A 21,988-nucleotide genomic window follows, 5' to 3' on the forward strand; every position below is an offset into this window, starting at 1 on the left:
GAAGGCGCCGTCGGACCCGGCGTGGCCACCGGGCCGGGGATGGCCGGATCCCGTCCACGCCCTGTTTCCCTCCCGCGCCCCGTACTGGAGGCTGGGACGTCCACGGCCGGGCGCCCGGCCGGCAGAACGGAGCGCCAGATGACCGACGTACCGGGAGACGGCGCGGACGAGCCCGCGCAGCGCACGATGACGCCGTTCGACGACATCTACGACCAGGCCGATCCCCGTGCCTTCTTCCGTGAGCTCGGGGCGTTCGGCTACCGGACGCCCCACCACGCCCAGGCCGTCTTCCGCCGTCTCGCCGGGCTCCGGCTCCGGAATCCGGGTGACGCGGTGCTGGACCTGTGCTGCTCGTACGGCATCAACGCGGCGCTGCTCAACCATGAACTGACCCTCGACGAACTGAACGCCCACTACACCTCGCCGCGGGTGGTGGCCATGACCACGCGGGAACTGGTCGAGCACGACACGGCCTTCTTCCGCGCCCGCCGCAGGCGGGACGCAGTCCCGGTGATCGGCCTCGACATCGCCCCCCGCGCCATCGCCTACGCGCGGGCGGTCGGCCTGCTCGACGACGGGTTCGCCGAGAATCTGGAGACCTCCCCGCCGTCCGCCGCACTGCTGGACACGGCACGGAGCATCCGCCTCATCACCATCACGGGCGGCGCCAGCTTCCTGTCCCGGGCGACCTTCCAGCCGCTCCTGGAACATGCCGCGACGCCCCCGTGGGTCGCCGCCTTCGTCCTGCGTACCGGCTCCTACGCGCCCATCGCCGAGCACCTGGCCCGCCACGGGCTGACCACGCAGATGTACACGGGGCGGACCTTCGTCCAACGCCGCTTCACCGGTGCGCCGGAGCAGCGGTACGCCGTCGACGCGGTGCGGGCCCTCGGACAGGACCCGGACGGCAGGGAGTCGGCGGGCCACTTCCACACCTCCCTGCACCTCGCACGTCCCGCGGCCGACGCGGGCGCGCCACCGCTGGGAGATCTGGTCACCGGGTGATCGATTCGCGGGGGGTGATGCCCAGGCCTAGGGTCGATGTAGTGAACGCGACCGTTCACGGCTGACCGACCACGCGAGCAACCCATGACGGGCTCCCACACGAAAGCCGCGCAGTCTGCCGATTCCCCGGAGCGGGGCCGCGGCAGCGCGATGGCGCTGTTCGTCATCGCCTCCTGTCAGCTGATGGTGGTTCTCGACATCACCATCGTGAACATCGCTCTTCCGCACATCCAGACATCACTGGGCTTCTCGACCGAGAGCCTGTCCTGGGTGATCAACGCGTACACCCTGACCTTCGGCGGCCTCCTGCTGCTCGGCGGGCGGCTGGGCGACATCCTCGGCCGCCGCAGGGTGTTCATGTTCGGCATCCTGCTCTTCGTCCTCGCCTCCCTGCTCGGCGGCCTCTCGCAGGAATCCTGGCAACTGCTCGCAGCCCGCGCGCTGCAGGGCGTCGGCGGTGCCATCGCCTCCCCCACCGCGCTGTCCCTCATCACCACGACATTCCGCGAGGGCCCCGAGCGCAACAGGGCGTTCGGGGTGTTCGCGGCCGTGTCGGCGGGCGGCAGCGCGATCGGGCTGCTCATGGGCGGCGTGCTGGTGGAGTGGCTCGACTGGCGCTGGGTCCTGTTCGTCAATGTGCCCATCGGCCTGCTGATCGCCCTCGCCACGCCCCGCTACATCCGGGAGTCCGAACGCCACCCGGGCCACTTCGACATCGTCGGCGCGCTCACCTCCACGCTGGGAATGGCGTTCCTCGTCTACGGCTTCATCCGTGCCTCCGAGGACGGCTGGAGCGATCAGGTGACCCTGGCGTCCTTCGCCGCGGCCGTCGTGCTCCTGGCCATGTTCATCGCCATCGAACAGCGCTCGAAGCAGCCCATCACCCCGCTGTGGCTGTTCCGTGACCGCAACCGCGCCGGTGCGTACGGGATGATGCTGAGCCTGGCCGCCGCGATGTTCGGGATGTTCTTCTTCCTGACCCTGTTCGTGCAGAACATCCTGGACTTCAGCCCACTCCGCGCCGGCCTCGCATTCCTTCCGGTGAGCGCGATCATCGCCGTGGGCGCGGGAATCGCCTCGCAGCTGCTGCCCCGGTGGGGTCCCAAGCCGTTCATGGTGACGGGCGCGGTGCTGGCCGCGCTGGGCCTGGGCTGGCTGACGATGACCGATGTCAACAGTTCGTACCTGGGGAGCATTCTCGGCCCCATGCTGGTCTTCGGCTTCGGCATGGGCATGCAGTTCGTGTCGCTGACACTGATGGCGGTGTCGGGTGTGGAGTCCCATGAGTCCGGGGCGGCCTCCGGGGTCCTCAACGCCACCCAGCAGGTGGGCGGATCGCTCGGCCTGTCCATCCTGGTCACGGTCTTCGGTACGGCCAGCCGCAACGAGGCGACCGACCAGATTCCCCGGTTCCTGGCGGAGTCCACCCCCGCTCAGCAGCTGGAGTTCCGCAGGACCGGTCAGCTGCCGGCGCCCTGGGGCGACCAGGTCCTGGCCTCGGGCGTCTCCAGCGCGTTCGTCGTCGCGGCCGTGTTCGCCGTGGTCGCGGCCCTGGTCGCCCTGGTGGTCATCCAGGTGCGCCCCTCCGACCTGAAGCGGCTCCAGGGTGCCGACCTGTCACCGGCGGCGGTGTCCGGGGACACGGCGACGGGCCCTTCGGCCTCCGGCGCACCGCCGCGCGACGGGGGTACGGGCACGGGTGCGGACACGGGTACGGACGGGAGTGCTCCGCCGGACCGGTGACGGGCGCACGCGGGATGGCTCGAAACCGCCGTTCGGAAAAGCTGTCCGGAACGCCGGTCCGGGCGGGGTCCGCCCCGGGCGATCCGGAGGCCATGACCGCCCCGGACACTGTGTGCCGCATGGCCGGACCGGTGTACCGGCACCCGGCCGCGGACCCCGTCCCAACGGGCGTCGGCCACGCTCCGCGCACGCCGGACGGGCGGCGGGACGTGGCAAATTGGCGTTGCTCTCTGGTGAGCGCCCCTCTCGCCGTGTAGCGTCATCCGCAGATGTCGTGGTTCGCAGCACCTGCCCGCGCCTGGCGCGGGCGTTTTGCTGTGCAGTGCCTGAGGACCAGGGCGATCACCTCCGGATCCGCGCGGTGCGGATCCGATATCGACTGAGAGGCACCGGCATGGCAAGCGGAACCGTCAAGTGGTTCAACTCGGAAAAGGGCTTCGGCTTCATCGCGCAGGACGGCGGCGGCCCGGACGTCTTCGCGCACTACTCCAACATCAACTCCACCGGCTTCCGCGAGCTCCAGGAAGGCCAGGCCGTGACGTTCGACATCACGCAGGGCCAGAAGGGCCCGCAGGCGGAGAACATCACCGCAGCCTGACCGGCTGAACAGCGACAGGCCCCGGACGACATGTCGTCCGGGGCCTGTCGTGTGCGGGGCGGTCCGGCGTACGGCCCGCGCGGCCCGTACGCGGCCCGTACGCCCGGCCGTGGCGGTCAGGAACGCGGCTGACGGGCCTGCTCGGCCTTCTTCTCCTTGATACGCACCGCTTCCTTGCGCACCTCGGCCTGCGTGGCGCGCTCCTTCACCAGCCACTCGGGAAGGTCCTTCTTCAGTGCCTCGATCTGCTCCGTGGTGAGCGCCTCGGTGACTCCGCCACGGGCGAGACCCGCGATGGAGACGCCCAGCTTCGCCGCGACGACGGGCCGGGGGTGCGGGCCGGTGCGACGCAGTTCCAGCAGCCACTCGGGCGGGTCGGTCTGCAGGGCGTTCAGCTCGGTGCGCGAGACGACACCCTCCTGGAACTCGGTGGGGGTGGCCTCGAGGTACACACCCAGTTTCTTCGCCGCGGTCGCGGGCTTCATCGTCTGGGTGCTCTGGTGCGACGTCATGGTGTCAAGAGTATCGAGCGTGTGAGCTACCGCCGACCACGACCGGTAATCTGAGCGAGTGACTGTCTCGGAAGAACCCCCCGCGTTCCGGCTTGCCTATGTCCCGGGGGTGACGCCCGCCAAGTGGGTGCGGATCTGGAACGAGCGACTGCCCGAGGTCCCGCTGACGCTGGTCGCGGTGTCCGCCTCCGAGGCGCCTGATCTGCTGAGGGCGGGCGGAGCCGACGCCGGATTCGTACGGCTGCCCATCGACCGTACGGACCTCAGCGCCATTCCGCTGTACACCGAGACGACCGTGGTCGTGATCCCGAAGGATCACCTTCTGGCGGCGGCCGACGAGGTGTCCGCGCAGGACCTGGCCGACGACATCGTGTTCCACCCCCTCGACGACACCCTCGGCCCGGAGCAGCCGCCGGGGCTGCCCGCGAACGAGCGCCCGGCCACCACCGCGGACGCGATCGAGCTGGTGGCGGCCGGAGTGGGGCTGCTCCTCGTCCCGCAGTCGCTCGCCCGTCTGCACCACCGCAAGGACCTCACCTACCGGCCGGTGCCCGGTGCGCCCGAGTCGCGCGTCGCGCTGTCGTGGCCGGAGGAGCGGACCACCGATCTGGTCGAGGAATTCATCGGGATCGTCCGCGGGCGGACCGTCAACAGCACACGGGGCCGTCCCCCGACCCCGGCGCAGCCGAAGGGCAAGCGCGCCGAAGCGCGGGGCGCGGGGCGGAAGCCCGCGGCCGGGAAGCCGGCCGCCGGGAGCCGGAGCGCGCAGCGCGGTTCGGGCGGGCCCAAGGGCGGCAAGCGCGGCAAGCCCGGCAATCAGGGCAAGCCGCGCCGCCGCTCGTAGGACCGTCCCGGCGGAGAGCGCCATCCGGCCGTGATCCCTGGCGGTGACATCCGGCCGTGATCCCCGGCGGTGACCTCCTGTCCGGGGCGTCGCCCCGTCGCGGCGGTCCGTCAGCGCGTCAGTCCCGGACCGGTGCGATCACCCTGTTCCCTTCGTGGACCGTGATCGCCTGGGCCGGACAGATGTCGGCCGCGTCCAGGACGCGTTCGTCCGGCTCGATCCCGCCGGGGTCCGTCCGCGCGTGCTCCCCATCCACCGTGAAGACCTCCGGGGCCACCCCGGCGCACATCCCCGACGCCAGACACAGCTGCGGATCCACTCGTACGTGCCATGTCATCGCAGTCACCACCTGACCGGCATGACCCGGGGGCCACGCACCAGCAACTGGGTCTTCCAGGTCACGTCCCCGGCCGCCTCCAGCCCCGGGAAGCGGGTGAGGAGCGCGCTGAGCGCCTCCTGGAGTTCCAGCCGGGCCAGCGGGGCACCGAGGCAGTGGTGGACACCGTGGCCGAATCCCAGATGCTGGTTGCCCTCGCGGGAGACATCGAGGACACCGGGGGCGGTGAACCTCAGCGCGTCGCGGTTGGCGGCGCCGATGGCGACCAGGACGGGGGAGCCTGCCCGGACCAGGGTGCCGCCGACCTCGATGTCCTCGGTGGCGTAGCGCGCCTGGCCGGCGCCGCTGCCCAGGGGAACGAACCGCAGCAGCTCCTCAACGGCGCCCGGGATCAGCTCGGGGCGGGCCCTGAGCAGTTCCATCTGGCCGGGGTGGTCCAGCAGGGTGAGGACGAAGTTGGGAATCTGCGAAGCGGTGGTCTCATGTCCGGCCACCAGGATGGCCACGCACAGATCGATCAGCTCCAGTTCGGTGAGCCGTTCGCCGTCGTCCCTGGCCTCGATGAGCGCGGTCATCAGATCGTCCTGCGGATCCTCGCGGTGCAGGCCGATCAGCTCGGCCATGTAGGAGCGCAGTTCCTCACGGCTGGCGTCGAACTCCGCGGCGGTCAGGGAACTGGTCGACAGCGCGTTGTCGCTCCACACCCGAAAGCGCGGACGGTCGGCCTCCGGAACTCCGAGCATCCGGCAGATCACCCCGACCGGCAGCGGCAGCGCGAACCGGTCCACCAGGTCGGCGGGCGGTCCGGCCGCCTCCATGCCGTCCAGGAGGCTCGCGGTCAGCTCCTTGACCTGGGGCCGTAACTTCTCGATCTGGCGGACCGTGAACGCCCTCGCCACCAGGGAACGCAGCCGGGTGTGACCGGGCGGGTCCATGCTGAGGATCCCGCTGTCCCGGCTGCCCTCGGACTGCCGGGGCTCGTCGTGCTCGATGCCCGCGGCCCGGCTGAAGCGCTGGTCGCCCAGGACCAGCCGGGCATCGGCATAGCGGGTGACCAGCCAGGCGGGTTCACCGAACGGCATCTGGACCCGGAGCAGTCCGGGCCGCTCGCGGACCCGCTCGTACTCCTCGGCGAGCTGGAGTCCCTCGGGGGTGTTGAAGGGATAGGCGTGGGTCTCGACGTGCGTCGTCATGCGGCCTCCCAGTTTGTAAGCAGCTGCTTACAAACGTAGGACCCGATCTCGAAGGCGGTCAACACCGCTTTACAGCCGTTACTCTGACGGGCCATTCGAAAGGACCAGCCATGTCGCAAGCGCCCTCCCCGCCGGCCGGCCAGGGCCGCCGGGACGCCGCGGCCACCCGCGGGCGGCTGCTCGAAGCGGCCCGTGACCTGTTCGCCGAGCGGGGCTACGAGAGGGCGACGGTCCGCGCCATCGCCGACCGGGCCGGGGTCAACCAGGCGCTGCTCTTCCGGTACTTCGGATCGAAGCAGGGACTGCTGACCGAGGTCGTCGCCGAGGGAGGGCTGGAGGAGCTGCGCGCGACCCCGCCCGAGGAACTGTTCGAGAAGGCGCTGCGGTCGATGCTGACCCGGAGTGCCCCCGGCGCCGCCGACCGCACCCTGGAGGTCTATCTCCGGTCCATCGGGCGGGGCGACGAGGCGACCGGGGCGCTGCGCGAACTGGGGGAGGAGTACCAGAGCGTGCTGGCCTCGCTCTCGGGCACCGCGGACGGGGCGCTGCGCGCGGATCTGGCGATCGCCTGGCTTCTCGGCATCGGCCTGATGCGTACGGTCGCCGCGCGTGAACCGCTGGCCGGCGCGGACCCGGACGCGGTCTGTGAACTGGTGCTCGGCGCGTTCGCCCACCTCCGAGGGGCATCCGATCAGGCCGCGCACTGACCATTTTCGCAGGGCGCTAATAATACTAAGTAACTCACATTAGTGACACCGGGCTGTTTTTATATTCCGCCCGGGTGGTGGGTCCGGTTCAATGGTCCACGGCTCATCGGTGACGCGCCCCGAATTCTTGTCTCTTGGGGCGTGTGAGGATTGAAGCCGTCGAAAAGGGAAAAGAATGAATCAAGCTCACGGGGGGCGGCGTTCATGTGCCGCCAGGCGGGGTATTTGACCTGCTCAGGCGCAGTTGAATGTCCCGCCACCGCATCGCTCGGAGGTGCTGTGGATGGATGAATATGAACAGCAGGCCGATGGTGCGGCACGTCCCTCGGCAATTCTCGCGGGGCGGGTAATTCTCTCCGAATTCAAGTGGAGTGCCGTCCTCCGTGTGGCTGCCCATCCGTTTTTTCCGGTGGTCACCGTTCTGGTGGGAGCGTCATCGATGCTCCTGCGCGGGGACCTCGCCCGGGTCGGCCCGCTGTTCCTGATGGGCACCCTCATCCATCCGGCGGTCCTCGGAAAGCTGATTCCGTACCCATGCGACCGGCACCCCGGTCGCGCCGAACGGCGCCGGTACGGCGTCCGCCTCCTCCCTGCCACCGGACCGCCGGGCAGCCGCCCCGTGCACCGACTGGGGCACACCAACCCCCTGTTGTGGCGGACGCTCGGAGCGCACCACGCACCGCGGAAGGCCGATGCCGCCAACAGCGGCGTCAATCATGTCCTCGACATCGTCCTCGTGCTGGCAGCCGTGCAGCTCACGCCGGCACTGATCGGCTTCTCCGGCGAACCGGTTTTCGCCCTGGGGCTGTTCGTGATGGCACAGGGCCATGTCATCCACGCCAACACCGATGCGCGCATGGGCCCGCTCAACCACATCCTGGCAAGCCCCGAGCAGCACCGTCCGCGTCACAGCACCGATTTCACCGAGGCCGGTCACCACGGCTCCGACCCTTCGTGCTGGGACCGCCTGTTCGGGAGCCTCACCTGGCGGCCCGGCCGCGAACCGGCCGCCGTCGGGCTCGGCGATCCGACGTCGTTCCCCGGCACCGGCGAGATTCTCGCCAGTCTTCTCCACCCCTGGCACCGTGCGAGGAAGCCCGGGAGCAGACCCGTCTGACCGGGTCCATCGGGTCCCGCACCGTCAACTGCACCACTGCCGCACGGCAGTCACGACCAGAGGAGCGTGCGATCTTGGCTGACGCGATCAACGACGCTTTACGGGGCAGAGTCGCGATCATCGGCATCGGCTGCCGCATGCCCGGCGGAGCGTCGGATCACCGCGCGTTCTGGCAGAACCTGGTGGAGGGCAAGGACTGCATCTCGCCCACACCGGCCGACCGGTACGACATCACCACACTCGGCAGCAGGCACAAGGACAAGCCCGGACGTCTGACCGGCGGCCGGGGCGGATACATCGACGGCTTCGACGAGTTCGATCCGGCCTTCTTCGGGATCAGCCCGCGCGAGGCCGACCACATGGACCCCCAGCAGCGCAAACTGCTGGAGGTGGCCTGGGAGGCACTGGAGGACGGCGGTCAGCGCCCCTCGGAGCTGGCCGGAAGCAACACGGCCGTCTTCGTCGGCGCGTTCACGCTGGACTACAAGATCCTTCAGTTCGCCGATCTGAGCTTCGAGACGCTGGCCTCGCACACCGCGACCGGCACCATGATGACGATGGTGTCGAACCGGATCTCGTACTGCTTCGACTTCCGGGGCCCCAGCCTCTCCATCGACACGGCGTGCAGCTCTTCCCTGGTGGCCGTGCACCTCGCGTGCCAGAGCCTGAACAAGGGCGAGACCGATCTGGCGCTCGCCGGCGGCGCGCTGCTGCACATGGCACCGCAGTACACCATCGCGGAGACGAAGGGCGGCTTCCTCTCGCCGGACGGCCGTTCACGTACGTTCGACGCCGCGGCCAACGGCTACGTACGGGCCGAAGGCGTCGGACTGGTGGCGCTCAAGCGCCTGGAGGACGCGCTGGCCGACGGGGACCCGATCCATGCCGTCATCCTCGGCAGCGGGGTCAACCAGGACGGTCACACCAACGGCATCACCGTGCCGAACGCGGAATCCCAGGTCTCCCTCATCAGGCGCGTCTGCGCCGAGGCGGGCATCACCCCCGGCGGCCTGCAGTACATGGAGGCGCACGGCACCTCCACGCCCGTGGGCGACCCCATCGAGGCCAACGCCCTCGCCCGCGCCCTGTCCATCGGACGCGCGCCGGGTGCCGCGTGCTACGTCGGATCGGTCAAGACCAACATCGGGCACACGGAGTCGGCCGCCGGGATCGCCGGGCTGATCAAGACCGCCCTGTCCCTCGAACACCGCGTCATCCCGCCGCACATCAACCTGGAGAACATCAACCCCGCCATCGACCTGGCGGCCGCGCCGTTCGACATCCCGACCCGGCTGACCGAGTGGCCCGCGCACGAGGGCCCCGCACGCGCCGGGGTGAATTCCTTCGGCTTCGGCGGCACCAACGCCCATGTCGTGCTGGAGGAGGCCCCCGCCCGGCCCACGGCGGCCGGACCGCCGGCCCCGCCCGCGGAACGGACCTGGAGCATCCTCCCGCTGACCGCACGTCACCCGGAGGCCCTGAAGGAGATGGCTGCGGGCATCCGGCGCGAGATCGACGAGGCCGGACCGGCCGTCGCGCTGGCCGACCTCGGCCACACACTCGCCCACCGGCGCAGTCATCTCGACTCACGCCTGTCCCTCGTGTACTCCTCGCGCGCCTCCCTCGAAGAGGCACTGGCCGCCTGCCTCCGCGACGAACCGCACCCCCGTGTGGTCCAGGGCCGCCGGCTGGACGCCTCGGAACGGCGCCTCGTCTGGGTCTTCACCGGCATGGGCCCGCAGTGGTGGGGGATGGGCCGCGAACTGTTCGCGAGCGAACCGGTGTTCAGGGACGCCATCATTGCCTGCGACCGGGAGATCCGCAGGATCGCCGACTGGTCGCTCGTCGAGGAGATGTCGGCCGACGAGGAACACTCGCGCATGGGGGAGACCTGGCTGGCGCAGCCCGCCAACTTCGCCGTGCAGATCGGCCTGGCGGCGCTGTGGCGGGCCCACGGCGTGGTGCCCGACGTGGTGGTCGGGCACAGTACCGGCGAGATCGCCGCCTTCTACGAGGCCGGCGTCTACTCGCTGGAGGACGCGGTCCGCATCGCCGTGCACCGCAGCCGGCTGCAGCACACGCTCGACGGGACCGGCACGATGCTCGCCGTCAGCCTGCCCGAGGACGAGGCGGAGCGCCGGATCCTCCCCTACGGGGACCAGGTGTCCGTCGCCGCGGTCAACAGCCCCGGCGCGGTGACCCTGGCGGGGGACGAGCCTGCCCTGACCCGGCTCGCGGACGAGCTGCGGGCCGAACAGGTCTTCACCAGGTTCCTGTCGGTGCGGGTCCCCTATCACAGCGCGGGCATGGACCTCATCAAGGACGAGCTGCTGGCCTCGCTGGAGGATCTCGCACCGCGCCCGGCTCAGGTGCCGGTGTATCTCACCGGCCGGGAGGGCACGGCCGAGGGCCGCGAGCTGGACGCGGAGTACTGGTGGCGCAACGTCCGCGACCGGGTCCGCTTCCGTGCGGCGGTCGACCGCATCGCCGACGACGGGCACAGCCTGTTCCTGGAGATCGGCCCCCACCCCGTGCTCGCCCACGCGATCCGTGAGTGCCTGGACAGCACGGGCCGGTCCGGACAGGCGGTGCCCTCGCTGCGCCGCCGGGAGGACGAGACCGAGCGCTTCGCCGCCTCCCTGGCGACCCTGCACAACCTGGGCGTCCCCATCGCCTGGGACGTACTCCATCCCACGGGTACGCCGGTCGCACTGCCCCGCTACCCGTGGAAGCGCGACCGCCACTGGACGGAGCCCGGGCCGGTCGCCCAGGTCCGCCTCGGCGAGGTCGACCACCCGCTCCTGGGCCGCCGCACGGACCATGCCGAACCCGCCTGGCAGGCGCGGCTGGGCACCGAGGCGCTGCCCTATCTGGCGGACCACCGCATCCAGGACACCGTGGTGTTCCCGGCGGCGGGTTACGTGGAAATGGCGACCCAGGCCGTCCGGGCGCTCACCGGCGGCACCGCCGCCGTACTGGCCGACATCGACCTCCGCAAGGCCCTCTTCCTGCCCGAGGGCGAGGACCGCACGGTGCATCTGTCCCTGTCCCTGGAGGACGCGGCGTTCACCATCGCCTCCCTGCCGGGCCCCGACACGGAACGCACCGTGCACGCGAGCGGCGTGGTCCGTGCCGGGCAGCGCCGCTCACCCGGACCGGCGCTGGACACCGACGCGGTCAGGGCCCGCAGCCGGCGCCATCTCGACGGCCCGGAGTGCTATGCAGAGCTGGCCGCCCTCGGCTACCACTACGGCCCCGCTTTCCAGGCCATCGACGAGGTATGGGTGGGCACCGGCGAAGTTCTCGCCCGTATCCGCCCGCCGGAGGCGATCGGTGCGGACGCGGCCCGCCACCACATGCACCCCGTACTGCTCGATGCCTGCTTCCAGTCCCTGCTGACGCCGCAGATCCTGAACGGCGGGGGGCAGCGGCAGAGCCCCCGCATCCGGCTTCCGCTGTCCCTCGGCGAGATCAGCCTCGACGCGGTGGGCGACCAGCCGCTGTGGGCACACGGCACCGTGACCCACGACGACGGCGACGAACTGGTCGGCGACATCACGCTGTACGCGCAGGACGGCACGGCCCTCGGCCGCATCCGGGGTTTCCGGGCGGCCGATGTGGAGAAGGCGTCGACGGCCGTCGCCCTGAGCACCATCGACTCCTGGCTGGCCGAGACCACCTGGCTCGACCGGCCGTGGGAGGCGACCGGCGCGCAGGACGGGGGAGAAGCACACGCCGAACAGACCGCCGGTGACGCCCAGGACTGGCTGGTCCTCGCCGACGGCACCGGCGTCGGCGACGCGTTCGCCGCCCTGCTCTCCGCACGCGGTGAACGCTGCCGCGTCGTGCGCCCCGGGACGGCCTACGGACGGGACGGGGAGGGGCGGGAGTTCACCGTCGACCCCGGAGCCGCCGCACACCTGGAACAGCTCTTCACCGACCTCGACCGGGACGGCGAGGCCTTCCGCGGCACCGTCGTCCATCTGTGGAACCTCGGGCTGCCGGGCATCGCGGACTGCGGACGCGAGGACCTGGTCCGCAACGGCGTCACCGGCGCGTACTCACTCATCGCCCTCGCACGCACCCTCCACGCCCGAGGACACGGCGGCGGACTGCACATCGTCACCCGTGGCGCGCAGCCCGTCTCACCCGGCGAAGGCGCCGAGCCACTGGGGGCACCCGCCTGGGGCATCGGACGCGTCCTCCGGCACCAGGAACTGACCTCGCACCGGGGCAAACTGATCGACCTCGACCCCGCCCGGCAGGCGGACGAAGAAGGGTGCCGCGCCGACGCCGCAGCCCTGCTGCGCGAATTCCTGACGCCCGACGAGGAGGAGATCGCCCTGCGCGGCGAGCGCCGCGCCACCAGCCGCATCCTCCCCGCCGAGGGCCTGACCCGCCCGCTGCCGCTCCGGCTGCGCGCCGACGGAAGCTACCTGGTCACCGGAGCCTTCGGGGCCCTGGGCCGGCTGCTGTGCCGCACGCTCGTCAAGCGGGGCGCCCGCAGACTCATCCTGATGGGCCGCACCCAGGTCCCGCCGCGCCAGGAGTGGCCGCACACCGACCCCGCCACCGCGCAGGGCCGGGCGGTGGCCCTCCTCAAGGAACTGGAGGTGCTCGGCGCCCAGGCGGTGCTCGCACCGGTCGACATCACCGACGAGGAGGCACTGACCGACTGGCTCGACGCACACCGGCGCACCGGCCCGCCGCCGGTCCGGGGCGTGTTCCATCTCGCCGGACAGGTCCGGGACACCCTGATCGCCGACATGGACCGGCCGACGTTCGACGCGGTCCACGACCCCAAGGTCATCGGCTCCTATCTGCTCCACCGCCATCTGCGCGACGAACCCCTCGAACACTTCGTGCTGTTCGCCTCGATCGCCTCGCTGCTGACGACCGCGGGCCAGACCAACTACGCGGCGGGCAACGCCTTCCTGGACGCGCTCGCCCACCACCGCCGGGCGCAGGGCCTCCCCGCGCTGAGCCTGGACTGGGGGCCGTGGGCCACCGGAATGATCGAGGAACTCGGCCTGGTCGACCATTACCTCAACAGCCGGGGCATGAGCTCGCTCGCACCGGACGTCGGCATGAGCGTCCTGGAACGCGTCATCGGCCAGGACCATGCCCAGCTGCTCGTCGCCACGGTCGTCGACTGGCAGACCTTCCTCTCCTGGTACGCCGCCCCGCCCCCGCTCGTCTCGGAGCTGGCGGCCGCCGCGCGTGAGCCGGCCGCCGACGGAGGTGACGGCTTCCTGGAGGCCTTCCGCGCCGCGGACGAGGCCGGGCGCCGCTCACTGGTGACCGAACGGTTCACCGTGCTGACCGCCACCGTGCTGCGCACAGCGCCGGAGGAGATCGACGAGACGACCGGACTCGGCATGCTGGGGCTCGACTCCCTGCTGGCGATGGAGCTGCGGGCCAAGGTCCACACCGAGCTGGGAATCTCCCTGCCCGTGGTCGCCCTGCTCAGCGGCACCCCCGTCGGTGAACTGTCCGGGCAGCTCTACGAGGGCCTGGTCGAGCGTGTGGCCGACGACACCGCCAGCACCGGGACGACAGCCGTCGAGGTGTTCTCCGACGAACGGCGCTATCCCCTCACCCAGAACCAGAAGGCACTCTGGTTCCTCAAGCAGCTCAACCCCGACGGATACGCCTACAACATCGGCGGCGCGGTCGAGGTCGCCGTCGAGCTCGACCCGGAGCTGATGTTCGAGGCCGTACGCAGACTGATCGCACGGCATCCCGCGCTGCGCACCAACTTCCTGCTGGAGGAGGGACGGCCGGTGCAGCGGGTGTCCACCGACACCGAGCCGGACCTCGCGCTGTTCGACGTCCAGGGCCAGGAATGGGAGACCATCCACCGGACCATCGTCGCCGAGTACCGCAAGCCGTACGACCTGGAACGTGACCCCCTGGTCCGCTTCCGCCTCTTCAGGCGCGAACCGAACCGCTGGATCATCATGAAGGCCGTCCACCACATCGTCTCCGACGCCATCTCGACGTTCACGTTCATCGAGGAACTGTTCGCCGTGTACGAGGCGTTGAAGAAGAACCAGGATCCCTCGCTGCCTCCGGTGAGGACCCGCTACCTCGACTTCCTCAACAAGCAGAACGAATTCCTGGCCGGCCGGGAGGCCGGCGGGATGCTGGAGTACTGGCGCTCCCACCTTCCCGCCGAGGTCCCGCTCCTGGACCTGCCCGTCGACAAGCCCCGCCCGGCCGTGCAGACGCACAACGGCGCCTCCGAGTTCTTCACGCTCGACGCCGGGCTGAGCGCCCGGGTCCACACCCTCGCGCGCGAGCACGGCGTGACCCCGTTCATGGTCCTGCTGGGCGCCTACTACGTCCTGCTGCACCGCTACTCCGGGCAGGACGACATCATCGTCGGCAGCCCGGTGACCGGCCGCACCGAGCAGGACTTCGCCTCCGTGTACGGGTACTTCGTCAACCCGCTCCCGCTGCACGCGGATCTGGCCGGCGGCCCCACCGTCGCGGATCTGCTGCAACAGGTCCGTGCCACCGTGCTCAACGGGCTGGACAACCAGGAGTACCCCTTCGTCCTGCTGGTGGAGGAGCTGGGCCTCCAGCACGACCCCAGCCGCTCCGCCGTGTTCCAGGCGATGTTCATCCTGCTCAGCCACAAGGTGGCCACCGAGAAGTACGGCTACCGGCTGGAGTACATCGAACTCCCCGAGGAGGAGGGACAGTTCGACATCACCCTGTCGGCCTACGAGGACGAGGCCGAAGGACGCTTCCACTGCGTCTTCAAGTACAACACCGACCTGTTCCTGCCGCAGACCATGCGGCGGATGGCCTCGCACTACGTGAATCTGCTCGACAGCATGACCCGGTCGCCGTCCGCACTGCCGACGCCCCGGCTGGAGATGCTCGGCGCCCGGGAGCGGGAACAGCTGGTCGGCGAATGGAGCGGAGCCACCCGTCCCGGCCCGGTCCCCGGCGGTCCGCGCGAGGGACGCGGTGACATCCGGCCCGTGCACACGATGATCGGTGACGTCGCCGCCGCGCACCCCGGGGCCACCGCGGTCTCGGCTCCCTCCCCGGGAGGCGGTGCGATCCGGCTGACCTACGCGGAACTCGACCACCGCGCCAAGGTCAGGGCCCGACGGCTCCGGGAGCTGGGGGTCACGGCGGGTTCCGTGGTCGCCCTGTGCCTGGACAAGTCGCCGGAACTGATCGTCACCCTGCTCGCCGTACTCAAGGCCAACGGCGCCTATCTGCCCATCCAGCCCGACCAGCCGGCCGAACGCGTCGCCCATGTCGTCCGTGCCGCCGGCGCCTCTCTGGTGATCGTCGCCGACGAAGCCCGCCGGGAGTGGGCGGCAGACCTGCCGGCCACGACGGTGACCCTGGAGGAGCTGTCCACGACGGAGACGGACGGCCCCGCACCGCCGGAGAGCGCCGACCCGGACGCCACCGCCTATGTGATCAACACCTCGGGCTCCACCGGCCGGCCCAAGGCCGTGCAGGTCAGTCACCGCAACCTCGCCTCGGCGTACGAGGCATGGCGTGCGGAGTACCACCTGGAACAGGACGTACGGGTTCACCTCCAGATGGCCGGGCCGTCGTTCGACGTCTTCACCGGCGACCTGGTGCGCGCTCTGTGCTCCGGCGGCAGCCTGGTGCTCGCCGACCGCGACCTCATCCTCGACACACCGAGGCTGTACCGCACCATGCGGTCGGAGCGCGTCGACTGCGCCGAGTTCGTGCCGGCCATCGTGCGGAGCCTGATGGACCACTGCGCCCGCGAAGGACAGCGGCTCGACTTCATGCGGCTCCTGGTGGTCGGCTCGGACGCCTGGAAGGTCGCCGAGTACCAGCGGCTGCGTGACCTCTGCGGGCCGGGGACCCGCGTGATCAACTCCTACGGCCTCACCGAGGCGACGATCGACAGCGCCTGCTTCGAAGGGCCCGTCGACGACCTGGAGCCGAGCCTGATGGTCCCGATCGGCAGGCCCCTGGCCAACAGCACGCTCCACGTCCTCGACGAGCACGGCGAACCGGTCCCGCCCGGGGTACCGGGCGAACTGTGGATCGGCGGCGACGGCGTCGCCATCGGATACGCCGGCGACCCGGAGCAGACCGCGCGACGCTTCGTGACCCGTACCCTCAGCCGCGAGCCGGGTGCCGCCCCCGTACGCCTCTACCGGACCGGTGACACCGCTCGCTGGGACACCCAGGGCCGAGTGCATCTGCTCGGCAGGATGGACAACCAGGTCAAACTGCGCGGCCACCGGATCGAGATCGGAGAGATCGAGGCGCACCTGGCGGGCCTGCCCGGCCTGGCCCGTGCCGTGGTCACCGTCCGCCCCGACAGCCAGGGGGACGACACGCTGTGCGCCTACTGCGTCGCCACGCCCGGCGCGGTTCTGGACCGCCGCGCCCTGCGCCGCCATCTCTCGACGGTGCTGCCGACGTACATGATCCCCTCCTGCTTCACCGAACTGCCCGAACTGCCGCTCACCCCGCACGGCAAGGTCGACACCGCCGCGCTGCCGGTGCCGCGGGCCGCCGAGCGGGAACAGGCCCACGAAGCGCCGGTCACCCTCTACGAACAGAGCATGGCCCGGCAGTGGGAGTCACTGCTCGGTCTGCGACAGGCCGGACTGGAGGACGACTTCTTCGAGTCGGGCGGCAGCTCGATCAAACTCATCGAACTGCTCCACCACCTCCGGACGGAGTTCGGCGTCAGCATTCCCGTGAGCCGGCTGTACCAGGCCACGACGCTGCACGGGATGGCCGCCACCGTCGAGGACCTCGTGCACAGCACGACGGCCGAGGAACTGCCGTATCTGACCTTCAACGCCGAGGAGGGACCGGCCGTCTTCTGCTTCCCCCCGGCCGGCGGCCACGGACTCGTCTACCGGGGACTCTCCGCAGAGCTGTCCCAGTACCGGATCGTCGCGTTCAACTACGTACCGGGCGACGACAAGGTGGCCCGCTACGCGGATCTCGTCGAGTCCGCCCAGCCGGACGGCCCCTGCCTGCTGCTCGGCTACTCCCTCGGCGGCAACCTCGCCTTCGAGGTGGCCAAGGAACTCGAACGCCGCGGACGCCGGGTGGACCATGTCGTCGTGCTGGACTCGCGCCGCATCCTGGAGAGCTACGCGCCGGGCGACGAGGGCATCAAGGCCTTCGAGGCCGAGCTCGGCAGGCATCTGCACAAGCACACCGGATCGGAGATCGTCACCCGCGCCACACTCGAACACGCCGCCGAGTACCTCACCTTCTGCGGCCGCAGTCCCAACACCGGCACCGTGAGGGCATCGGTCAGCATCGTGACGGACGAGGACAAGACGGAGCTCTACGCCGTCGGCGAGCGGGGCACCTGGCACGGCAGCTCCACCACCGGGACGACCGTGCTGCGCGGCTCCGGAACGCACGCCGACATGCTCGACGCCAAACACCTCGCCCGCAACGCCGACCTGGTCCGCGCCATCCTGACGGGAGACGCCGACCATGCCGGCTGACCACGAGTCCGACTGGAGCAGCCCCCTGCGGGACGCCGGCGGCACCCCCCGCGTCATCGTGATCGGCGCGGGGGTGGCCGGACTGTCCACGGGCTGCTACGCCCAGATGAGCGGCCTGCGGACCCGCATCTTCGAGAAGCACGTGCTGCCCGGAGGCTGCTGCACGGCCTGGGCGCGCGACGGCTACATCTTCGACTACTGCATCGAATGGCTGATCGGCACCGCCGAGGGCAACGACGCGAATCAGGTGTGGCGTGAGCTGGGCGCGCTCGATGGCAAGACGATCACGAACTTCGAGCTGTTCAACCGGGTCGTCGACGAGGACGGCCGCTCCGTCACCTTCTACAACGACCCGGCCCGGCTGGAGCGCCATCTGCTCGGCATCTCACCCGCCGACGCACGGCTGATCCGCTCCTTCTGCCGAGATCTGCGGCGGTTCATCGACATCGAGCTGTACCCCTTCCTGACCGCTCCGGCCCTGCGGACCGTACGGGAGAGGGCCGCGCTGCTGCGCACCGTGCTGCCGGCGTTCCGGCTCTTCTGGCGCAGTGCCGCGACCCCGATGCACCGCTTCGCCGACCGCTTCGAGGACCCACTGCTGCGCCGGGCGTTCCGGAACATCTTCTTCCAGGACCCGGAGGACTTCCCGCTCCTGCCCTACCTGTTCAACATGGCCAGCGCCTACCACCACAACGCGGGCTTCCCCCAGGGCGGTTCGCTGGGACTGGCCCGGTCGATCGAGGAGCGCTACACCGGGCTCGGCGGCACCATCACCTACCGCGCCCGGACCGAGAAGGTCCTGGTCGAGAACGGCCGCGCCATCGGCATCGAACTCCGCAACGGCAAACGGTATTACGCCGACCATGTCGTGTCGGCCTGCGACGGCCACACCACGATCCACGGCCTGCTGGGCGGCCGGTACACCGGCCCCCGGATCGACAAGCTCTACGACGACCTGCTGAACCGTCCCGGAGCGCTGTTCCCCGCGGTGGTCTCCGCCTTCGTCGGCATCCGGGGGGACTACGCCCCCGACGACGACGCCCACAGCACCACCTATCTGCTGTCCGACGAGGACGCCGCCGAGCTCCCCGGCGCCCTGCAGAACAGCCTGGTGGTGCAGTTGCGCTCGCGCTACTCGGACGGCTTCGCGCCCCCGGGCAAGTCCGTGGTCCACTGCACCTACTTCAGCGATTTCGCCTATTGGAAGGAGCTGCGCACCACCGACCGGAAGGCCTACTGGGCGCAGAAGCGCAAGGTGGCCGACTTCGTACGGCGCTTCCTGGAGCGCCAACGGCCGGGCACCGGCAAGCGCATCGAACTGGTCGACGTGGCCTCGCCGGCCACGACCAAGCGCTACACGGGCAACCACAACGGCTCCATCCTGGCCTGGAAGGCCTTCTCCGACGCCGACGACGTGGCCGCCGACCTCGTCGGCAAGGACCGGATGCGGCTGCCCGGACTGAGCGGATTCTCCATGGCCGGGCAGTGGGTCGGCATGGGCGGTCTGATCCGCGCCGCGTCCACCGGCCGCTTCGCCACCCAGTACCTGTGCGAGGAGCTGGGCGTCGAGTTCACGGCGTGGGAGAGCAAGGGCACCGAGCCCTGGCACAGCGGCAAATTCGGGCAACTGCCCCAGCTCGACCGGCGGTCCCCCCAGGAGGACACCGGCTCGTGAAGACTGAGGAGAGCGAGTTCATGGCGGGTTCGCCGCGCGGCAGAGAGACGATGATCATCATCGGGGCGGGGCTCGGTGGCCTCTCCACCGGCTGCTACGCCCAGCTCAACGGCTACCGGACGCAGATCCTGGAGATGCACGAGATCCCCGGAGGGTGCTGTACCGCCTGGGAACGGGGGGACTTCACCCTGGACGCCTGCGTCAGCTGGCTGCTCGGCAGCGGCCCCGGCAACGAGATGCACCAGATCTGGCTGGAGCTCGGCGCGTTGCAGGGCAAGGAGGTACGCCACTTCGACGTGTTCAACATCGTGCGCGCACAGGACGGACGGGCGGTGTACTTCTACTCCGACCCGGACCGGCTGGAGGCCCATCTGACCGAGCTCTCACCCGCCGACGCGAAGCAGATCAGACAGTTCTGCGGCCAGCTGCGCGCCTTTCGCAAGTGTCTGGCCGTCTACCCCTTCCTCAAGCCGGTCGGGCTGATGGGACGCATCGAACGCTGGCGCATGCTGGCCTCGTTCATCCCGTACTTCAACGCCGTCCGCAAGTCCATCAGTGTGCTGATGTCCGACTACTCCGCGAGGTTCAAGGACCCGCTGCTGCGCCAGGCCTTCAACTTCGTCCTGTACGAGAAGCACCCGGCGTTCCCCGTTCTGCCGACCCACTTCCAGCTCGCCTCGCACGCCAATCTCTCCGCCGGCGTTCCCGAGGGCGGATCGCTCGGACTGTCGGAGTCGATCGAACGGCGCTACCGGCGGCTCGGCGGAGAGGTGTCGTACAACACCAAGGTCGAGGAGGTGCTCGTCGAGGGGGACCGGGCGGTGGGGGTCCGCCTCACCGACGGGCGCGAGCTGCGTGCCGACATCATCGTGTCGGCCTGCGACGGATACACCACCATGATGAAGCTGCTGGGCGGCCGCTTCCTCAACGACGCCTACCGCCGGCTCTACACCAAGACCATTCATGAACCCGGCATGGTCTTCCCCGGCTACTTCACCCTGTTCCTCGGGCTCAAGCGGGCCTTCCCGGAGGGCGACCCGTGCACGACGTACCTGCTGGACGACGCCCAGGCGGCCGAGCTGACGGGCATCCGGCACCCGAGCATCAACGTCCAGTTCCGCAGCAGCCACTACCCGGAGCTCTCCCCCGAGAAGACGACCGTCATCTATGCCACGTACTTCTGCGACATCGCTCCCTGGCGCGCCCTGGACGAAGGGCCGGAACAGATCACCCGTGCCCGCGGCGGCCAGGAACTCCACACGCTGCCCGTGCGCCACGGACGTGGCTACTACGCGGCCAAACGCCGGGCACGCGTCGCGCTCGTGAAGTTCCTGGAGGAGCGCTATCCCGGCATCGAGGAGTCGATCGCCGTGCGCGATGTGTCGAGCCCGCTCACCCAGGTCCGCTACACGGGCAACCACGACGGGACGGTCCTGGGCTGGCAGCCGTTCGTGGAGAGCGGGGAGACGCTGGAGGAACTCGTCAAGAAACACGGCCCCGGACTGCCCGGCCTGAAGAACTTCTACCAGTCCGGTGTCTGGGCGACGACGGGCGGGCTGATCCGGGCCGCGGCGGCCGGCCGGCACGTCGTCCAGTTCATCTGCCGTGATGACGACCGGAAGTTCACCGCCTCCATCGACGAGACCGGGCCACTGCCGACCCATCTCGTCATTCCGGTCGGGAGGACCGTCGGCGTGGAAAGGGGAACGAAATGAAGATCAAGAAGTGGATCGTCCGTGAGCACATCGAGGGTGTGCCCGACATCAACCGCGTCTACGAGAAGGTCGTCGAGGACATCGACGTGGACCTCGCGCCCGACGAGATGCTGCTGCGGACGCTGTACGTCTCGGTGGACCCCTACCTCCAGGGCATCGCCCTGGACACCCCACTGGGCGAACTCATGGGAGCCGACTCGATCATGGAGGTGCTGGACGCCGGGCCGCGGGCGGCCCACCGGCCCGGCGACCTGGTGCAGGGTTTCGGAGGCTGGCGCACCCACCTGGTCAGCAAGGGCGTCCCCGAGCTGTGGCAGACCGGCACGTTCCCGATGGTCTTCCCCGCCTACCGCCGCCTCGATCCCGCCTGGTACGACGACTCCCTGCCGCTGCTGACGGCGCTGAGCGCGATGGGCGGCCCCGGCATGACGGCCTGGGGCATCCTGAACAAATTCATGACGGTCCGCCCCGGCGACACCGTGGTGATCAGCGGCGCCTCCGGCTCCGTGGGCACCCTCGCGGGCCAGCTCGCCGCGCTCGCCGGAGCGCGTGTGATCGGTACGACATCGAGCCCGCGGAAGGCCGACCGGCTCACCGGGCTCGGTTTCGACACGGTCATCGGATACCGGCACGGAGACAGCGCCGACAGTGTGCGCGAGGCCCTCCTGCGGGCGGCACCGGACGGTGTCGACCGATACCTCGACCATCTGGGCGGCGCCGTCACCGACGCCGTGTTCCCCCTGCTGAACGTCGACAGCCAGGTGGCGGTCTGCTGGCAGTGGGCGACACAGGTGGGCCGCGACGCGGTGGGGCCCCGTCTCCTGCCGTACATCATGTTCCCGCGCACGACGATCCGCGGCATCTTCTCCCTGGAGTGGTTCACCGACGAGAACTGGCAGGCGCTCCACACCGAGCTGGGCGGCAGCATCCGCCGGGGCGAGGTCGTCTGCGACCACACCCTGCACGAGGGCTTCGACAACATTCCGGCCGCCTACGGGAGCCTCTACCACCACCGGTCGGCGAACCTGGGCAAGGTGCTGGTCGAGCTGTGACC

Annotated in this window: 13 protein-coding genes; 10 read left to right on the plus strand and 3 right to left on the minus strand. The window is 70.1% G+C overall.

Features of this window, described 5'->3' with window-relative positions:
• Nucleotides 1-138: 138 nt before the first annotated feature.
• The 3 genes from ABT170_RS18715 (at nt 139) to ABT170_RS18725 (ending at nt 3,346) form a co-directional block, all read left to right on the plus strand.
• Nucleotides 139-1,005 (plus strand): hypothetical protein, encoded by an 867-nt coding sequence (locus ABT170_RS18715; RefSeq protein WP_329946985.1) that lies wholly within the window; start codon nt 139-141, stop codon nt 1,003-1,005.
• Nucleotides 1,006-1,089: 84 nt separating this feature from the next.
• Complete coding sequence (locus tag ABT170_RS18720) at nt 1,090-2,748, plus strand: MFS transporter (protein ID WP_329946984.1); 1,659 nt, start codon at nt 1,090-1,092, stop codon at nt 2,746-2,748.
• Nucleotides 2,749-3,142: 394 nt separating this feature from the next.
• The gene (locus ABT170_RS18725; RefSeq protein ID WP_015613078.1) at nt 3,143-3,346 is read left to right on the plus strand and encodes a cold-shock protein; all 204 of its coding nucleotides are present in this window, start codon (nt 3,143-3,145) and stop codon (nt 3,344-3,346) included.
• A 116-nt stretch (nt 3,347-3,462) separates the two neighbouring features.
• Here the strand turns inward: ABT170_RS18725 and ABT170_RS18730 are convergent, their stop codons facing one another.
• Nucleotides 3,463-3,858 (minus strand): DUF5997 family protein, encoded by a 396-nt coding sequence (locus tag ABT170_RS18730; protein ID WP_329946983.1) that lies wholly within the window; start codon nt 3,856-3,858, stop codon nt 3,463-3,465.
• A gap of 58 nt (nt 3,859-3,916) precedes the next feature.
• Between ABT170_RS18730 and ABT170_RS18735 the strand changes: the two genes are divergently transcribed.
• Nucleotides 3,917-4,702 (plus strand): LysR family substrate-binding domain-containing protein, encoded by a 786-nt coding sequence (locus ABT170_RS18735; protein ID WP_351868641.1) that lies wholly within the window; start codon nt 3,917-3,919, stop codon nt 4,700-4,702.
• A gap of 118 nt (nt 4,703-4,820) precedes the next feature.
• On the opposite strand, the gene ABT170_RS18740 is transcribed toward ABT170_RS18735, so the two are convergent.
• Nucleotides 4,821-5,039 carry a ferredoxin gene (locus ABT170_RS18740; protein ID WP_329946981.1) on the minus strand — a complete coding sequence of 73 codons (219 nt, stop codon included), beginning with the start codon at nt 5,037-5,039 and terminating at the stop codon, nt 4,821-4,823.
• 5 nt (nt 5,040-5,044) lie between these two features.
• Nucleotides 5,045-6,232 carry a cytochrome P450 gene (locus ABT170_RS18745; protein ID WP_329946980.1) on the minus strand — a complete coding sequence of 396 codons (1,188 nt, stop codon included), beginning with the start codon at nt 6,230-6,232 and terminating at the stop codon, nt 5,045-5,047.
• 110 nt (nt 6,233-6,342) lie between these two features.
• Here ABT170_RS18745 and ABT170_RS18750 point away from each other — a divergent pair, with 110 nt between their 5' ends.
• The 6 genes from ABT170_RS18750 to ABT170_RS18775 all read left to right on the plus strand — a co-directional run bounded on the left by ABT170_RS18750 (nt 6,343) and on the right by ABT170_RS18775 (nt 21,986).
• Nucleotides 6,343-6,939 (plus strand): TetR/AcrR family transcriptional regulator, encoded by a 597-nt coding sequence (locus tag ABT170_RS18750; RefSeq protein ID WP_329946979.1) that lies wholly within the window; start codon nt 6,343-6,345, stop codon nt 6,937-6,939.
• A 283-nt stretch (nt 6,940-7,222) separates the two neighbouring features.
• The gene (locus ABT170_RS18755) at nt 7,223-8,056 is read left to right on the plus strand and encodes a sterol desaturase family protein (RefSeq protein WP_351868645.1); all 834 of its coding nucleotides are present in this window, start codon (nt 7,223-7,225) and stop codon (nt 8,054-8,056) included.
• 74 nt (nt 8,057-8,130) lie between these two features.
• Nucleotides 8,131-17,544 (plus strand): non-ribosomal peptide synthetase/type I polyketide synthase, encoded by a 9,414-nt coding sequence (locus ABT170_RS18760; protein ID WP_351868648.1) that lies wholly within the window; start codon nt 8,131-8,133, stop codon nt 17,542-17,544.
• Complete coding sequence (locus tag ABT170_RS18765; protein ID WP_329946976.1) at nt 17,534-19,219, plus strand: phytoene desaturase family protein; 1,686 nt, start codon at nt 17,534-17,536, stop codon at nt 19,217-19,219. The genes ABT170_RS18760 and ABT170_RS18765 overlap by 11 nt, the downstream gene beginning before the upstream one ends.
• Before the next feature lie 50 nt (nt 19,220-19,269).
• A complete protein-coding gene (locus tag ABT170_RS18770) occupies nt 19,270-20,934 on the plus strand; it encodes a phytoene desaturase family protein (RefSeq protein ID WP_329947300.1) in 1,665 nt (554 codons plus the stop codon).
• Nucleotides 20,931-21,986 (plus strand): MDR family NADP-dependent oxidoreductase, encoded by a 1,056-nt coding sequence (locus tag ABT170_RS18775; protein ID WP_329946975.1) that lies wholly within the window; start codon nt 20,931-20,933, stop codon nt 21,984-21,986. Before ABT170_RS18770 ends, ABT170_RS18775 begins: the two co-directional genes overlap by 4 nt.
• The last annotated feature ends 2 nt before the right edge of the window (nt 21,987-21,988 follow it).

This window comes from Streptomyces sp. NPDC001787 (assembly GCF_040297465.1).
In the GTDB taxonomy this organism is placed as follows: domain Bacteria; phylum Actinomycetota; class Actinomycetes; order Streptomycetales; family Streptomycetaceae; genus Streptomyces.

What these genes read in the sequence shown, in the direction of transcription:
- ABT170_RS18715 (WP_329946985.1), top strand. Translation starts at nt 139, where the DNA reads ATGACCGACGTACCGGGAGACGGCGCGGACGAGCCCGCGCAGCGCACG.
- ABT170_RS18720 (WP_329946984.1), top strand. Translation starts at nt 1,090, where the DNA reads ATGACGGGCTCCCACACGAAAGCCGCGCAGTCTGCCGATTCCCCGGAG.
- ABT170_RS18725 (WP_015613078.1), top strand. Translation starts at nt 3,143, where the DNA reads ATGGCAAGCGGAACCGTCAAGTGGTTCAACTCGGAAAAGGGCTTCGGC.
- ABT170_RS18730 (WP_329946983.1), bottom strand. Translation starts at nt 3,858, where the DNA reads ATGACGTCGCACCAGAGCACCCAGACGATGAAGCCCGCGACCGCGGCG.
- ABT170_RS18740 (WP_329946981.1), bottom strand. Translation starts at nt 5,039, where the DNA reads ATGACATGGCACGTACGAGTGGATCCGCAGCTGTGTCTGGCGTCGGGG.
- ABT170_RS18745 (WP_329946980.1), bottom strand. Translation starts at nt 6,232, where the DNA reads ATGACGACGCACGTCGAGACCCACGCCTATCCCTTCAACACCCCCGAG.
- ABT170_RS18750 (WP_329946979.1), top strand. Translation starts at nt 6,343, where the DNA reads ATGTCGCAAGCGCCCTCCCCGCCGGCCGGCCAGGGCCGCCGGGACGCC.
- ABT170_RS18755 (WP_351868645.1), top strand. Translation starts at nt 7,223, where the DNA reads ATGGATGAATATGAACAGCAGGCCGATGGTGCGGCACGTCCCTCGGCA.
- ABT170_RS18765 (WP_329946976.1), top strand. Translation starts at nt 17,534, where the DNA reads ATGCCGGCTGACCACGAGTCCGACTGGAGCAGCCCCCTGCGGGACGCC.
- ABT170_RS18770 (WP_329947300.1), top strand. Translation starts at nt 19,270, where the DNA reads ATGATCATCATCGGGGCGGGGCTCGGTGGCCTCTCCACCGGCTGCTAC.
- ABT170_RS18775 (WP_329946975.1), top strand. Translation starts at nt 20,931, where the DNA reads ATGAAGATCAAGAAGTGGATCGTCCGTGAGCACATCGAGGGTGTGCCC.